Origin of the sequence: Fibrella rubiginis, assembly GCF_017353185.1 — a bacterium.
GTDB lineage: Bacteria > Bacteroidota > Bacteroidia > Cytophagales > Spirosomataceae > Fibrella > Fibrella rubiginis.
The window spans coordinates 363,033-379,061 of the sequence record NZ_JAFMYV010000005.1 but is presented as its reverse complement, the minus strand read 5'-3'; the positions used below and the strand labels follow the sequence as shown (position 1 = coordinate 379,061).

13 protein-coding genes and 1 tRNA gene are annotated in these 16,029 nt (G+C 52.8%); 7 read left to right on the top strand and 7 right to left on the bottom strand.

Annotation, left to right across the window (positions count from 1 at the left end; translation table 11 throughout):
- Positions 1-105 precede the first annotated feature (105 nt).
- The 3 genes from tyrS to J2I47_RS12645 form a co-directional block, all read right to left on the bottom strand.
- On the bottom strand, positions 106-1,401 hold the full coding sequence (tyrS, locus tag J2I47_RS12655) for a tyrosine--tRNA ligase (protein ID WP_207364935.1): 1,296 nt from the start codon (positions 1,399-1,401) through the stop codon (positions 106-108).
- 118 nt (positions 1,402-1,519) lie between these two features.
- Positions 1,520-2,734 carry an S-adenosylmethionine:tRNA ribosyltransferase-isomerase gene (locus tag J2I47_RS12650; protein WP_207364934.1) on the bottom strand — a complete coding sequence of 405 codons (1,215 nt, stop codon included), beginning with the start codon at positions 2,732-2,734 and terminating at the stop codon, positions 1,520-1,522.
- Entirely contained in the window at positions 2,724-3,242 is a 519-nt protein-coding gene (locus J2I47_RS12645) for a hypothetical protein (RefSeq protein WP_207364933.1), read from the bottom strand. The genes J2I47_RS12650 and J2I47_RS12645 overlap by 11 nt, the downstream gene beginning before the upstream one ends.
- A gap of 48 nt (positions 3,243-3,290) precedes the next feature.
- Between J2I47_RS12645 and J2I47_RS12640 the strand changes: the two genes are divergently transcribed.
- Positions 3,291-3,842: a cob(I)yrinic acid a,c-diamide adenosyltransferase gene (locus J2I47_RS12640; RefSeq protein WP_207364932.1), complete on the top strand. Its 552-nt coding sequence runs from the start codon at positions 3,291-3,293 to the stop codon at positions 3,840-3,842.
- Positions 3,843-3,935: 93 nt separating this feature from the next.
- On the opposite strand, the gene J2I47_RS12635 is transcribed toward J2I47_RS12640, so the two are convergent.
- Positions 3,936-4,349 (bottom strand): DoxX family protein, encoded by a 414-nt coding sequence (locus J2I47_RS12635; RefSeq protein WP_207364931.1) that lies wholly within the window; start codon positions 4,347-4,349, stop codon positions 3,936-3,938.
- Positions 4,350-4,695: 346 nt separating this feature from the next.
- Between J2I47_RS12635 and J2I47_RS12630 the strand changes: the two genes are divergently transcribed.
- From J2I47_RS12630 to J2I47_RS12610, 5 genes are all read left to right on the top strand, one after another.
- The gene (locus J2I47_RS12630; RefSeq protein ID WP_207364930.1) at positions 4,696-5,766 is read left to right on the top strand and encodes a branched-chain amino acid aminotransferase; all 1,071 of its coding nucleotides are present in this window, start codon (positions 4,696-4,698) and stop codon (positions 5,764-5,766) included.
- A gap of 130 nt (positions 5,767-5,896) precedes the next feature.
- Complete coding sequence (locus tag J2I47_RS12625; protein WP_207364929.1) at positions 5,897-6,781, top strand: ChaN family lipoprotein; 885 nt, start codon at positions 5,897-5,899, stop codon at positions 6,779-6,781.
- Positions 6,782-6,911: 130 nt separating this feature from the next.
- The gene (locus J2I47_RS12620; protein WP_207364928.1) at positions 6,912-8,321 is read left to right on the top strand and encodes an MBL fold metallo-hydrolase RNA specificity domain-containing protein; all 1,410 of its coding nucleotides are present in this window, start codon (positions 6,912-6,914) and stop codon (positions 8,319-8,321) included.
- Positions 8,322-8,399: 78 nt separating this feature from the next.
- Positions 8,400-8,483 (top strand) — tRNA-Leu (locus J2I47_RS12615).
- Positions 8,484-8,612: 129 nt separating this feature from the next.
- Positions 8,613-10,253 carry an amidase gene (locus J2I47_RS12610; protein ID WP_207364927.1) on the top strand — a complete coding sequence of 547 codons (1,641 nt, stop codon included), beginning with the start codon at positions 8,613-8,615 and terminating at the stop codon, positions 10,251-10,253.
- Between the two features lie 72 nt (positions 10,254-10,325).
- Here the strand turns inward: J2I47_RS12610 and J2I47_RS12605 are convergent, their stop codons facing one another.
- From J2I47_RS12605 to J2I47_RS12595, 3 genes are all read right to left on the bottom strand, one after another.
- Positions 10,326-11,726, bottom strand: a complete 1,401-nt coding sequence (locus tag J2I47_RS12605; protein WP_207364926.1) for a glucuronyl esterase domain-containing protein — start codon at positions 11,724-11,726, stop codon at positions 10,326-10,328.
- Between the two features lie 328 nt (positions 11,727-12,054).
- A complete protein-coding gene (locus J2I47_RS12600) occupies positions 12,055-13,236 on the bottom strand; it encodes a DUF819 family protein (RefSeq protein ID WP_207364925.1) in 1,182 nt (393 codons plus the stop codon).
- 88 nt (positions 13,237-13,324) lie between these two features.
- Complete coding sequence (locus J2I47_RS12595; protein ID WP_207364924.1) at positions 13,325-14,203, bottom strand: hypothetical protein; 879 nt, start codon at positions 14,201-14,203, stop codon at positions 13,325-13,327.
- A gap of 408 nt (positions 14,204-14,611) precedes the next feature.
- Here J2I47_RS12595 and J2I47_RS12590 point away from each other — a divergent pair, with 408 nt between their 5' ends.
- Positions 14,612-15,928: a gluconate:H+ symporter gene (locus J2I47_RS12590; protein WP_207364923.1), complete on the top strand. Its 1,317-nt coding sequence runs from the start codon at positions 14,612-14,614 to the stop codon at positions 15,926-15,928.
- Positions 15,929-16,029: the final 101 nt, after the last annotated feature.

Genomic DNA, 16,029 nt, shown 5'->3' with positions numbered 1-16,029 from the left:
GCCTTTATCTCCCCATGTCAAGAGCCAGTTAAAAGAAAGTGGCTAACAAATTCTGGACGGACTTGTTAGCCACTTTCTTTCAGTCGTTTAGCGCTTGAAAATTTTTCAAACTTTTTTCAACAGGTGGTTTTTCTTGCCTTTTGACACTAGCAGGAAGCGCCCCTGTAGCCATTCTACAGTAACCGAGGCAGCAGGATCGTTAACTTTTGCTTTGTTCAGGCTGACCGCGTTTTGGCTAATGGCGCGGCGAGCCTCTCCTTTCGACGGATAGATTTCTCCTTTAGAACCTACCGACAATAGGTCTGTGATGTCTTTGCAGGCAGCTAATTCATCAGACGTAATACTGGTTTGAGGTACACCGTCGAATATCACATCAAATTCATTGGGGTTGATTGAGCGCAGTGTATCGATGGTGGCTTTGCCGAAAAGAACTTCAGATGCCTTCACTGCCAGGTCGTATCCAGCCTGACCATGAACACGGACGGTTACGTCGTGGGCAATGGCTTTTTGTAAAATACGAAGGTGAGGCGCAGCAGCGTGTTCTGCTTCGATACGTTCAATTGTGTCTCTATCTAATAAGGTGAATACGCGAATGAGGCGAGCACAGTCATTGTCGGCAGTGTTGAGCCAAAACTGGTAAAATTGATAAGGCGACGTGAGAGCAGGGTCAAGCCAGACGTTACCCGATTCTGATTTGCCAAATTTGGTGCCATCTGCTTTGGTAACAAGCGGCGTGGTGAGGGCGAAGGCGCGGTCCTGATCAATAGCGCCTTTTTCCTCCTTTCGGCGAATCAACTCCGTCCCAGTGGTGATGTTACCCCATTGGTCAGAGCCACCCATTTGCAGACGTACTCCCCGGTGCTTATATAGATGGTAAAAGTCGTAGCCCTGCAACAGCTGGTAAGAAAATTCAGTGAAGGAGATACCGGTTTCTAGGCGGTTTTTAACCGAATCTTTGGCCATCATGTAATTAATGGTCAAGTGCTTTCCGGCTTCGCGCAGAAAACCCAGAAGTGATATTTCCTTAAACCAGTCGTAATTATTGACCATCTCGGCTGAGTTTGGGCTTTCGTCGAAAACCAAAAACTTCTCCAGTTGCGCCCGGATGCCTTCCTGGTTGTGTCGTAATGTTTCTTCCGACAGGAAATCACGCTCGGCAGCTTTGCCCGATGGGTCGCCGATCATGCCCGTGGCACCACCAACAAGAGCAAATGGCTTGTGGCCCGCCCGCTGAAAATGGACCAGCAACATAATAGTAGCCAGGTTGCCGATGTGGAGTGATGACGCCGTGGGGTCAAAACCAATGTACCCGGCGGTCATTTCTTTAGTCAGTTGCTCTTCAGTGCCAGGAGTCATGTCGTTGAGCATGCCCCGCCAGCGGAGTTCTTCGATGAAATTCATGGAAATTCATTGAGTGATTGAGCGATTGAGTAATTGAGTGAAAGTTTGCTTAGGCCTCAATAGGCCTGTACTCAAGCGATCTCTCACTCAATCACGCTATCACTCAATCACTCATTAATTATGGCAATAGTAAAGATGAGTCGCCGTAGCTGAGAAAACGGTACCCTTTTTCGAGGGCTTCTGTATATATGGTGCGCCAAACGGGGCCTACCAGTGCAGAAATAAGCACGATGAGTGTAGAACCTGGCTGATGAAAATTGGTGATTATGCCCCGACAGAGCTTCATCTGGTAACCAGGCGTAATATAAACGGCCGTGTGCGCGGTCAGGCTAGCCAACTTATTAGCGTGCATGTAATCCAATACGGCCTTCACAGCCTCAGCAGCCTCAGGCTGCTCAACAACGGGTACCTCATAGGCATACTCCTGGCTCAGCCAAAACGGATTTTCTTCCTGCCGGAGTAACCGAACACCAAACCAGTACAGACTTTCAAGCGAACGCATAGACGTGGTCCCGACAGGTAGAATATGGTCGACATGGGCCAGAATCTGCTCCAGGTTCGCCTGGGTGTAGATCACCTGTTCAGCGTGCATGGTATGTGCCCGTACGTCGTCAGTTTTGATAGGCTGGAACGTACCGGCCCCTACGTGAAGGGTGAGCGCGTCGTGACCGATGTTGCGGTTGGCCAGTTCGGCAAATACCTCTTTGGTGAAATGAAGTCCGGCAGTGGGGGCAGCTACGGCTCCCTCCTGCTTGGCATAAACGGTTTGGTACGTTTGGCGGTCGGCAGGGATGGCGTCGCGTTTGAGGTAGGGAGGCAGGGGCATCTGACCAGCCAGTTGCACAATTTCGGCAAAGGAATAATCGGCCGGTTGCCAGTTGAAGCGCACTTCGTTTTGGTCCGGGTTAGCCCATTCGGCAATTAGGATGGCGTCGTTGAGAGCCAAGACGAGGGTCTCGCCTTCTCTCCAGCGTTTGCGGTTACCAATCATACACTGCCAAACCGCGCTGCTCTTGTCCTGCATAGCCTCGGCAATGAGGCGCGGTTTCCCGTCAATATCAGCAGGGTTTAGCAGAAACAGTTCGATGACAGTTCCTGTAGCACGGGTAAAAATCAGCCGGGCCGGGATGACCTTGGTCTGGTTAAAAATCAGAAAACTGTCAGTGGGGATAAGGCTCGGCAGCTCGCTAAACGTGTGGTGGCTAATTGCACCGTGTTTATATACCAGTAGCTTTGATTGGTCGCGCTGGGACAGCGGAAAACGGGCAATCTGCTCGTCGGGCAGGTCATACTGAAACTGGTCGGTTGTCAGGGCGGGCAATTCAGGGGACATATTCAACCGGGGGTTTCATCAATAAGCGGATGGGTAACGACACAACAACGGCCGCCAGAATAAACGTGCTCAGGGGCAACAGCCAGGTGTAGTCAGAGGGGCCTACGTTGGTACGGTCGCTGCGATTCAGAAACGATAATACCATTAGGCCCAGCCCCAGAATGGTATTAAACGCAGCCGCAAGGGCATAAAACCAGTTTACATAAATAGCCACCAATTCCTGCCGGTAGCCTACCCATTTGGCGGGGTTCGGGTTGGGAATCCGTTCAGTGGGGAGCTTTGGAAACAGGCGAGCCACGGCATTGGTGATAACATACACCAGCAGAAAAATGCCAATGCTGAGGTAAAAAATCGTTTCACGGCCCACGTACTGTACAGCCTGACCAAGGCTGTTGAACCGCACGGCAACGTCTACGGGAAATGAAATATAATTACTGTACAGCGACCCGACGAAGCCCAAAATGGACAGAATCCGCCAGGTGCGGACAAAAAATGAACCAGCGCGCATAGCTACGGTTTACAAGTTGAATAAGAGGACAAAGGTAGCCCCGTCACCATGAAAATATATACCCGCACCGGCGATGCCGGGCAAACGTCGCTAATTGGCGGCCGTCGTGTGAGCAAAGCCGATTTGCGCATTGATACCTATGGCACCGTTGATGAACTAAACTCGTGGGTAGGCCTGCTCCGCGATCAGCCTGTGAATGCTAATCGGCGCGTGTTGCTCAAAGAAATTCAGGACCGGCTGTTTACGGCCGGTGCCGAACTGGCCACTGACCCCGACAAGGCTCCCCGGCAGGCTATGCCCGCCATTGTCGAGGATGATATTGTACGGCTGGAAAACGCGATGGATGAGATGGACGAGGCCCTGCCCGAACTACGCAAGTTTGTGTTGCCAGGGGGGCATCAGTCTGTGTCGTTTGCGCATCTGGCCCGTACTGTTTGCCGCCGCGCCGAACGACTAGCCATCAACCTCCACGATCATTCCCCAGTTGATTTGCTGGTTGTCAAGTACTTAAACCGGTTGTCAGACTATCTGTTCGTCCTTAGCCGCAAAATGGCGCAGGAACTTGACGCTGAAGAAGTAAGCTGGGAGCCGCGAGTGTAGGGATTTATGATGGACGAATGACGATGTAGGCTGACGCATGAGTAAGCTGGCGAAAGCAAAAATTGTAATTCGTCAATCGTACATCGTAAATCCTTACTCCCTTCCCAGCATGGTGCGGTCTACGGAATAAAGGTTGGCTTGTTGGGTCCAGACGAGGATGAAAAGGATGACTGAATAAACGAGTTGCGTGCCCACTACATCCCATTTTTGCTGAAACGACGTACCTACCATCAGCGACATCATGAGCAACATGGCCGCAACCAGCGTGTAGCGCGTAAACAGACCAATGGTGAGCAGGATGCCGATGATTAATTCGACGTAGGTCAGGGTTGTACCATAGACGTAGACAAGTGGTGCGGGAATAGGCGTTTTGGCAAAATCGGCGACCATTTTATCGCGGAAATCACCGGCACCGGCGAAGAAACGGGGGATAGCGTGGAAGATGAAACAGACGCCCATGGTGAGGCGAAGCAACAGGTAAGCTAAAAATTGATCAGTTGTTTTCATTCGTGCAGGCAGTTTCCCTATACATCTGGCCGACCACCGGAACAGGCAAGACGGCTCCACAGGCACTGGAAATAGACCAGGCCTGTTGTCTATTTACCCTGTATTGGGTGTAGGTTAGAACGACGACAGGACCTTTTTAGCCATTCGGCTACAGAAATTGTTTAGTTTGTGGTTAACGGCCTAGCACAGAGCCACCTTTTTTTTACATTTGTTGTCAAAGCAACTAAATGGAAGTTCAACGTTTAAAGCCCAATGTTTAACGTTGTCAACGTGCAGCAGAATGCTCAGTTAGACGGGCAACTTTAAACGTTGAACCTTGAACATTAACTTCTTTCCCTTATCTCCCATGACTACCGATTTGCTCCAGATTGAGATGCAGAAGGTTCCGCAGAGCCGCATCAAGGAAGTAGACTTCAATAACCTGCCGTTCGGTAAGCATTTTGCCGATCACATGTTCGTGGCCGACTACGCAGACGGTCAGTGGACAGACCTGCGCGTGGTGCCCTATGGCGATTTCGCTTTCAACCCGGCTCTCTCATCGCTGCATTATGGCCAGTCGATTTTTGAGGGCATGAAAGCCTATAAAAACAACGAGGGTGAGGTACTGATGTTTCGTCCGCTCGACAACTGGGCACGGATGAACGAGTCGGCGAAGCGGATGTGCATGGCCACCATTCCGGAAGAGATTTTTATGGGTGGCCTGGAAGCATTACTCCGTACCGATGCGGACTGGGTACCCGATCAACCCGGCAGTTCGCTTTACATCCGTCCATACATGTTTGCAACGGACGTGTTTCTGGGCGTGGCTCCGTCGAAGACGTACCGGTTCTGCATCTTCACCTGCCCAGTGGGTGTGTACTACAGCAAACCGCTGAAGGTCAAGGTCGAGATGGAATACATCCGGTCGGCACCAGGGGGGGTAGGTTATGCCAAATGCGCAGGTAACTACGCCGGGTCGATGTACCCCACGCTGCTGGCACAGCAGGCCGGTTATGACCAGCTAATCTGGACCGATGCTACTGAGCATCAGTACATTGAAGAGTCAGGCACGATGAACGTAATGTTTATCATCGACGGTAAGCTGGTTACGCCTGCCACATCCGACTCGATCCTGCGGGGCGTTACCCGCGACAGTGTAGTGCAGATTGCGCGTAGCTGGGGCATTCCTGTTGAGGAGCGTAACGTATCGATTACCGAGGTGATTGATGGTATTCAGAATGGTCGGCTGACGGAGGCCTTTGGTGCGGGTACCGCCGTAGTGGTATCGCCATTCCAGGTGATTGGTTATAACGGCAACGACTACATGTTGCCTGAGCGTTCAGCAACCGATTCGTTTGCTGTTCGCGTTAAGGAGTATATGACGAACCTCCGCACCGGCAAAATTGCCGATGAGTTTGGCTGGGTGGTCAAGGTATAAAGCTATAACACAGAGATACACAGAGGAGGCACGGAGTTACACAGAGAACTTATTAGTAAAAATCTCTGTGTAGCACCGTGCCTCCTCTGTGTATCTCTGTGTTATAGCTTTATACCTTGACCAAATAGTCATGAAATCACGCTTCCTATTACTGTTGCTGTTGCTATTCTCTTTCAAAAGAGACAAGCCGGCATACCTGTTTTATTCTGAAGCAGGCAAAACTACTTCTTACGACAAACTGCTGAAGGAAGCCGCCGGGGCCGACGTGGTACTTTTCGGTGAACTGCACAATAATCCGCTTTGCCACTGGCTGGAACTGCAACTGGCCAAAGATCTGGCTCAGCAACGGGGAACGGCACTGGTGTTTGGGGCCGAAATGTTCGAAGCCGACAATCAAAAAGTGCTCTCTGGCTATGTGAATGGCCAAACGACCGATAAGGAATTCGCCAAACAGGCCCGTCTGTGGCCCAACTACGACACCGACTATAAACCCGTGGTGGACCTGGCCCGCGACAAGAAACTGGCTTTTGTGGCCACAAACGTACCCCGAAAGTATGCCAGCCTGGTAGCCCGGCAAGGGTTGACCGCGCTCGACACGGTGTCGGCAGTGGGCAAAGCAGAGATGGCAAAGCTACCCCTGACGGTTGATTTGACCCTGCCCGGCTATAAGGAGATGCTGGGTATGATGGAGACCCACGGCGGCAACGCTGCCCACGGTGGGGTGTCAGACATGGCCGCCAATTTTGCGCGGGCGCAGGCGTTGAAAGATGCCACGATGGCACGGTTTATACTGGAAAACTGGAAACCCGGCCGAACGTTTTTCCACCTTAACGGCGACTTTCATTCCAAAAAATTTGACGGAATTGTCTGGTATCTGCGTCAGCAGAACCCCTCGCTGAAAATCATCACGATCTCATCTGTCGAAGCGGACGATATTACCAAAGTAGACCGCGACTGGAAAGGCCTTGCCAACTATGTGCTGGCTATTCCCGGCGATATGACGAAGACTTATTAAAAGGAGGAATGGAGGAAAGCAAAAGAAGTCGAAAGAGAAGAAGGGGTAGTTACTCATTCTGGATAGCTTCCCTAATTTCACCCTGGTTTCTTTCCTCCATTCCAACCTTTTCTCCGTTCCTCCTTTCTTTATGACCATTCAATTTATGGGTGCCGCCCGGACCGTAACGGGTAGTAAGCACCTGATCACAACCAACAGCGGTTTTCAGGTATTGCTCGACTGCGGCCTGTTTCAGGGCATCAACACCGACGAGTTGAACCAGGCATTTCATTTTAACCCTGCCGATGTCGACGTGCTGGTAGTGTCGCATGCACACATCGACCATACGGGGCTGATTCCCAGGCTAGTGCGGCAGGGATTCACCGGGCCGATCTATTGCACTCCCGCTACGCTCGATCTATGCCGGATCATGCTCATGGACAGCGCCCGGATTCAGGTAAAAGATCTGGAACGCGTGAACAAACGCCGCCGAAATCGGAATGAGGCTGAGCTGGAAATCCTGTATGATGAGGCCGACGTACAAAAAGCGCTCGACCAGATGCAGGCCGTAGACTATGGAAAAACCGCGTTTCTGAATCAGGAGGTGTCTTTTTTATATACCGATACCGGTCATTTGCTGGGTAGCGCGGCCATCAGCCTGACGATCAACGAGATAGGAACCGATGGCAAACCAGCCACTAAACGCCTCACGTTCAGCGGTGATATTGGCCGACCCGACGATAAAATCCTCCGCACGTTTGAGACCTTTCCGCAAGCCGATTACATCCTCTGCGAATCGACCTACGGGGCTACCGTTCACGAGAATGAACCCGACATGAAGGCGCACCTGCTGCGTATTGTAGAAGAGACCTGCGTACAACAGAAGGGCAAACTGCTCATCCCTGCCTTCGCCGTTGACCGTACGCAGGAACTGATCTACGCCCTCGATCAGCTTGCCAGCGAGGGCCGACTGCCCGTTTTACCCGTGTATATCGACTCGCCGATGTCGGTGAGTGCCACCACGGTGATGCGCCACCATGAGGAGGATTTCAACCCCGACATTCTGGCGTACATCAAAAAAGACGGCGACGCATTCGATTTTCCCAACCTGCATTACATCTCAGACGTGGAGCAGTCGAAGGCAATCAACACCAAAGAGGGCCCCTGCATCATCATCGCACCGTCGGGCATGGCTGAGGCGGGACGGATCAAGCACCACATCAAAAACAACATCGAAAATCCCAGTACTACGATCCTGTTTGTGGGCTATGCTTCGCCGAACAGCCTGGGTGGTATTCTGAAACGGGGCGACAAAAAGGTCAATATTTTCGGTGAGCAGTTCGAGGTGAATGCCCGCATCGAGATTATGGATTCGTTTTCGGCACACGGCGATTCAGTAGAGATGCTGCAATTTCTAAGCTGCCAGAACCCCGCCGCCGTGAAAAACATTTTCCTCGTTCACGGCGATTACGACAAGCAGCAGATCTGGCGCGAAAAGCTCATGGCGGCTGGTTTCCAGAACGTTGCCATCCCGGACATGTATGAGCAGGTGACGCTGTAACAGTTTTTTCCCCATAACCCTTGCAAAAGCCTGCGCTGGTCTCTTATCTTTGCAATCCCAACACGGGGAAGCGTACCTGCCGAAGTGGTGAAATTGGTAGACACGCACGTTTCAGGGGCGTGTGTCTTCACGGACATGCGAGTTCGAGTCTCGCCTTCGGCACTGGCCTGCAAATCATTGATTTGCAGGCTTTTTTTATGCTTTTTCAGCTAACTACCTTTACTTCTCGCAGCTACGCCGAGTATATGCATTGGCTGACATTTGTTTTGTTGTCACAATTAAGTAGCTCCAATGAATAGACGGAATTTCATTAAAAATAGCTCAGCCATCAGCCTGTCGGCCACGGCCTTCACAGTGGCCGCCTGTACCACTACCGACAAACAGGCAACTTCGGAAAATAACACGCCCGCTGCCGATGAGTTTGCCTTAAACGAAGTAAGCATTGGTGAGTTGCAGAAAAAGATGCAGTCGGGAGAATACTCGTCTGCCGCCATTACCAAACTCTATCTGGATCGTATTGAGGCAGTGGACCGAAAAGGTCCCGGCTTGAATTCGGTGATCGAAGTTAATCCCGACGCACTGGCAATGGCCGAGGCGATGGACAAGGAGCGGAAAGCAGGCAAAGTTCGGGGGCCGCTGCACGGTATACCCATCCTCATCAAGGACAACATCGACACCGGCGACAAGATGATGACCACTGCCGGTTCGCTGGCGTTAAGCGGACACAAAGCCGCCAATGACGCCTTTGTTATCAAGCAGCTACGAGCAGCAGGCGCAGTAATTTTGGGCAAAACAAACCTCAGCGAATGGGCCAACTTCCGATCGACGCGGTCGAGTAGCGGGTGGAGCAGCCGGGGTGGGCAAACCCGAAACCCGTACGTGCTGGACCGCAGCCCCTGCGGGTCTAGCTCAGGGTCGGGCGCAGCGGTGGCGGCCAACTTGTGCGCCGTGGCAGTGGGCACCGAGACAGATGGGTCGGTGATTGCGCCCTCGTCGTTTTGCGGCATCGTAGGCATCAAACCAACGGTAGGCCTTGTGAGCCGGAGCGGGATTATTCCGATCTCGAAAACGCAGGATACCGCCGGACCCATGGCGCGCACCGTAACTGACGCGGCCATTCTGCTTGGCGCCATGACGGGCGTTGACCCCGCTGATGCCGTGACTGCCGAAAGCAAGGGGGAAGCAGCGCCTGACTACACCAAATTTCTGGATGCGAAAGGGCTGGCTGGCAAACGCATTGGTGTGGAAAAAGCCTTCCTGAAAGGTCATGAAGGGGTGGTGGGGCTGTACAAACAAGCCATTCAGGTTCTGAAAAAACAGGGCGCAACGGTCGTTGAAGTCGACCTGCTTAAGAGTCTGAGCGACGTTGGCGGGGCCGAGTTTACGGTGTTGCAATACGAGTTTAAAGATGGCCTCAACAAGTACCTGTCGACGGCCAAAGCGGGCGTTTCGTCGCTGGCCGACGTGATTGCGTTTAACAAAACCAATGCGGCCAAAGCCATGCCCTATTTCCAGCAGGAGACCCTTGAAAGCAGCGAAGCCAAAGGTGATTTAGCCAGCAAAGAATACACCGACGCAGTGGCCAAAACACGGAGTACCCGGCAGCGTATCGACAGCCTGATGACCGCCAACAAGCTGGACGCTATCTGCGGAACAAGTATTGGCTTTGCGGGCAACATCGACCTTATCAACGGCGATTATGACACGGGTTTCTACTTCTGCCCCCCCGCCGCCATGGCCGGTTATCCACATATCACCGTCCCGATGGGTACCGTGCACGGGTTGCCCGTTGGGTTTTCATTCATCGCCGGTGCCTACCAGGAAGGGCCGCTGCTGACCCTCGCCTACGGCTATGAACAGGCCTCGAAAAAGCGCGTGAAGCCCACGTTTATTAAGTCGCTGGTGCCGGGGGTAACGCGTCAAGAGGCCTAAGGGGTCGTAGTGATCGTTTTCAGTGATGCCATCGCTCGAAGCGATGGCATCACTGAAAACTGCCCGACTAACCTACTTCCCAGCCTTCACCTGCATGTATCGGTCGGCAAACTGGAGGAAGGTGGGCCAGTTGGGGCCGGTGGTGTGGCCGCCACTATGCTGACGAAAAGCAATGTCGCCGTCGATCAGCGCGGTTTCCATGGGTGGAAATACCATTGTACCCAGGCCCTTTTTGCCCAGTAGCTCATAGACCGGGCTGGCATAGGCACCACCTAGAAACAGCCCCTTTGCGTCGACCCACTGCCCCTCGACAGTAGGTGAACCGACGCTGATAAACACCGGACGGGGCGCGCAAAGGGCCACCAGCTCATGGGCATCGACGGGTAAGTCGTTGGGCGTGAGTGGCCCGGCATATTTGATAAAATTGCCCGCCATCCAGTGGTATTCGCCCGACCCGGCCAGGTTTTCAACCTGCTCACCAAACGTGCGCCGATGGATTTTAACGCCGCCTTCGCCCGACGAGCCGATGAAGCCAATGGCAAAGCGCGGTTCGTAGGCCATGGCCACGGCGGCGGCTTTTCCGAAGCGCGACAATCCCTCAATACCTACCTGTCTGGCATCAACAGCTTTGTCGGTCTCGAAATAATCGAGGGCGCGGCTGGCTCCCCATGCCCAGGCCCGCAACGTGCCCCAGTCGTCGGGTTGGCGGGGTTTGCCTTTGTTGACGAGGCCAATGATGCCTTCGGTGAGGCCCGCACCGTTGTCGGCCTGGAAACTGGTCGGGTAAATAATGGCGTAACCCCAGCCTTTGGCCAGTAGCTGCTGCTGCCACGACGGCGGGGCCGGGGCGGTGGTCGACGTGGGTGGCTGCGGCATCCGGAAGCCCGGTGGGAAGCGGAACCCGAACTCCAGCATCACCGGAACAGGGCCAGTAGCGGCTAGCGGCGTCGCCAATACCATGTCAATGTTGACGGTCAGGGCCGGGTATGTGCTGTTATCGACGTGGCCGACCAACCGCTTCAACCGGATGGGGTGGCTGCCCTCGACCGTGTCTTTCTGACTCACAACCTCCCACCGGACACCGGGCGTATTGGCCGGCATGCGGCCATATACCTCCCGGTCGAAGTCCTCGACTAGCTCAGGGCGGCGTTTGGCCCACCATGTCTTTGCCGACGAAACAGGCTGACCATTTTTCAGCGTCAGCGGATCGGGCAGTGTGGTGTAGGTGGTGGCTTTGGCTTCGTCGACGTTGGCGGCGTTGGGTGCTTTGGGGTTGCCCGACGGGCCGGGGCGCAACGCGCTGATGTGCAGCGCAGTCATCATCAGTTGGTGGTCGGCCTGGGTTTTGCGCTGCTGGCGGGCCATCAGGCTGTCCTGTTCGGGTGTGCGTGGACCAAAACCCTGTGCCAGCAACTCACCCGGCAACAGGCTAATTAAGTACAGGCAGGTAAGGGTGATAAACGTCTGTTTCATAGGAAGTAGGTATCGGTTACGAGTTGATACACACCGAACCAAGATAGCCCCCACTTTTACCTAATATAACCCGCATAGTGGGTCTAGGTGTCAATATATGGCTGATGGCTTTGCGCTGAGGGTTGCTGTCGCCTGGCCCTTCGACTAGGCGTCCCCGACAGGCTCAGGGTGACAGGCCACTAGAACAATCTTCTTGAGTTGATTCAAGATCGTTGTCACCCTGAGCCTGTCGGGGACGCCTAGTCGAAGGGCTAGGCGACAGCAACCCTCAGCGCAAAGCCCACACTAGCACCGAACCAAGATAGCCCCCACTTTTACCCTCATCAACTCACCCAAACGTGACCGTCTTCAAATACTCGGCAACGAGCAGGCCGCAGTAGGTGCCAATGGCGTTGCCCAGTGCACCGGCCAGGATACCCGGCAGGTGAAGGTCGGGGCGATTCAGGCTTTTGCTCAGGGCCAGACACGACGCCGACCCACCAATGTTGGCCTGCGAAGCAATGCTCAGCACGTCCCAGTCCTGCTTCAGCAACCCGCCAATACCGAACTGGAACAGCGCGTGAATAGGCACCGAAATACTGACGAATGTGAGCATGGTCAGGGCCAGCTGACCGTCTTTGGCTAGTACGCCCAGGTCGCAAAAAGCGCCGATAACGGCCAGAAACAGGTATATGCAGAAGATGCCGACTACCCGCACACCCCGTAGTCGCTGCACCAGGGGCAGTTGCGCCAGGATCAGCGCCAGGGTTGTCTGCACCAGAATTTTAGGGATGGCGGGGAAGTAGCCAGCCACCAGTTGCGCCACATACAGGGCCACCACACCCAGGCCAATGAGCACGGCCAAATCCTGCGGGTTCACCGTTTCTACGTCGCTGATCTGGTCATTGGCTTCCTGCTCAAACCGGCGCGTTTCGTCGGTGGTTAACGTGGTGGTTAGTCGGCGGGGGACGTACTTGTTCAGCAACGGAGGCAGCACCAGGGTTACACCCATCCAGAGGGCCGTGACGATATTGTCGGTGGCAATGGTGGCGGCGTAGACGTTGCCCGCTTTGTTGACGCCGTAGTGCAGGGCAATGGCGTTGAGGTTGCTGCTGCCGCCCGTATGCGTCCCCGTAAACATGCCCCCCACGGCGTAGAACAGCGGACCCAGCCCCTTAGGACCACCTACCACCCGCATCGCCACGATCACCCCGACCATGGTACCCACTGCCCCGATCAGGAAGTTGATGACCATGGGTGCCCCCGCCCGTTTCAGCCCTTTGAGGTTGACGGTGAGCAGCAGGTAGAAAATGGAGATGGGTGCCAGGTACGTGAAGATGCCGTCATAGATGGGCGGGACGTTGGTAGAGGCCGGTATCAACCCCAGGTTGGCCGTAATGGCCGTAACGATAATAACGATCAGCGATGTACCCACCGCCCGGAAATAAGGTAGCTTGGCGAGTTGCTCAGAGATGACAATGTTGAGCATCAAAACGGCCAAAATGGCCAGCGGGTCCTGTAGAAAGGGCATGTAATTAAAAAGTCAGCAGGCAGAACAGTAGCAATCTGATTCGGTGGTATCTTACAATTGTAGTTAACAATATTTTGACAAAATAACATTAAGGCTCTTGTGAGACATCATATCCAATCATAAATAATGCAGCTTCAAACGCTCTTAGCTGTCTATCCATATGCAAAGATTTAAATCTCGAATCATGTCTATCAACAATTTCTTTAGCCAACCAATTAGCTTTAATATTATTTTGTATGTGTTTTAGACTTGAATTATTCAAACTGAAAAATTTATATTTTTCAGTGCTTGGATTACGCCTATTTTGTATTCCCGACAAAACTGTACGTGAATTTCCGTATGAAAATCTTAATTGTTCTGGGACAATTAACAGCGAATTGTCCTCACAATATTTTCTAACAAGCAAACCTAAAGCTGCCCCTACCCTACCATCATAAATAACAAAATCACTGATTATCAAAGAATAAATTTTGCTAAACCCGGCATTCATGATAATTCCTTCACAATCCTTCTCTAGGTCAATGACGCTCAAACTTAAACGATGCTGAACATTTTTTAGGTAGTTCGCAATTCCACGTTTTGACGTTTTTATCTTTTCTATATTATCCTTATTTTTTGACAATATACCACCCCATTCTAGTATTGACATACAACAGCTTACGCACAACTTATCGTCTTGAGTTTCTATGGCTTCTCGCAGAGTTTTACTCAATTCATTGAGCGCTTTTTCACTATCAATAAAGCTACATCCTGTTAATCTATTTTGATTGGTGGGATGTGTGTACACATAATTCCATTTATAATTCTCAAAAGCAGAATATATTGAATCGCAAAACCATTCTTGTCCTCTAACGTTTTTCTGCAGTTTATAACTGTGCAAAAATGACTTTTTTTGATCTAGTTTATGCTTTATCCACTCTATAAAATTTTGCACATGTTGATCTTTGAGAAAGTTTAATTTATTCATGGTCAATTTTTATTGAAAGCTAAAAACAAAATTTAATAAGCTACGAAACCTACCAAGATCAGCTTGGGTGTAGCCCTTATGCACTATTATTTCATCGGCTTCATTACCAATTAGTTCACTGTAATACTGTATCAGCAGTTAATGTACTTTATTTATTTCATCTGGTTGCATGGGGCGGTCGAAAAGCCGCATGAGCGATACTTATACTGGGTTGGGGGGCTTGCTTGTGATGTCATGGTCAAGCGGTTAATGAGTGGCATCAATATAGGCTATTCATAGTACTAACGCGTACAAAAAAGCCTCCTTTTTGCTGGTGGTCGGGGTATTTGAGTGTAAAATTAAGGGGATCAATTGCTTTATGCACAGGTAACTCTGCTGTGTACCTTACACTACTTCGACTCCCTCCCTATGACCTTACTCATTACCATTCTTGGTATTGTGGCGCTAGTGCTGCTGATCTCGTATGTGCGGCTGCATGCGTTTTTGGCGTTTTTAGTGGTCTCGCTGGGGGTTGGGCTGGGGTTGGGTATGGCCCCGCTGGCCATTATCGATTCGATACAAAAGGGCATTGGGAGCACGCTAGGGTCTATTCTGGGCATCATTGCGCTGGGGGCCATGCTGGGGAAGCTCGTGGCGCAGAGTGGTGCGGCACAGCGCATTGCGGGGAGTCTGATCCGTCTGTCGGGTACGGGGCGCATTCGCTGGGCGTTCATGCTCACGGGCTTTGTGGTGGGCCTGCCCCTGTTCTATTCGGTGGGGTTTCTGCTGCTGGCTCCGCTGGTGATCACCGTGGCGCAACGCTATAAACTGTCGGCGGTGTATGTGGGCATCCCCATGCTGGCGTCACTGTCAGTAACGCAGGGGTACCTGCCGCCGCACCCGGCACCGCTGGCCATTCTGAAACAGTTCAACGCCGACATGGGCCTGACCCTGTTCTACGGTATTCTGGTGGCTATCCCGGCCATTCTGGTGTCGGGCATCCTGTTTGGCTCGACACTCAAACGATACACCACCCCGCCCAATCAGGCCCTGATCGCCCCTGACCTGACCGACGACCAAATGCCCACAACGGGCGTGAGCTTCCTAACGGTGTTGCTGCCCATTCTGCTCATCAGCGCCAGTACCCTGCTCCATCCCTACCTGCCCGCGGGGTCGGCTGCCGGGCAGGTGCTGCTGTTCCTGGGCGAACCGGTAGTGAGTATGCTGGTGGCCGTCCTGGTAGCCATGTATACGCTGGGCATCCGGCGGGGCAACTCACTTGCCGCCGTTACCGAACGGCTTGTCGAATCGGTGAAAGAGGTGGCTATGCTGTTTCTCATTTTTGGCGGGGCCGGGGCGCTAAAGCAGGTGCTGACGGACGCGGGCGTGAGCCAGTCCATCGCCGATCTCATGCAGGGGTCGTCGCTGCACCCCTACGTTATTGGCTGGGGCATTGCCGCCATTATCCGGGTGTGCGTGGGGTCGTCAACGGTGTCGGGCATCACCACGGCGGGCATTGTGTTGCCGCTGCTGAAGGCGTCGGGGGTGGAGCCGAACCTGATGGTGCTGGCCATTGGGGCGGGGAGCATGATGTTCTCGCACGTCAACGACACCGGGTTCTGGTTGTTCCGCGAGTATTTCCAACTGTCCATGACCGACACGCTCAAGACCTGGTCGGTGATGGAAACGCTGGTGTCGGTGTGTGGGCTGGCGGGGGTTATGGCCTTGAGTTTGTTTGTCGGATAGCCGCACTACAGTCAATTTATGGCCTATTGGCACGTTGGTGATGCTTTTTGGCACGTTCGTGCACGGGACAGACGCTTACTTGGGCGCAGTAATGTTAAGCC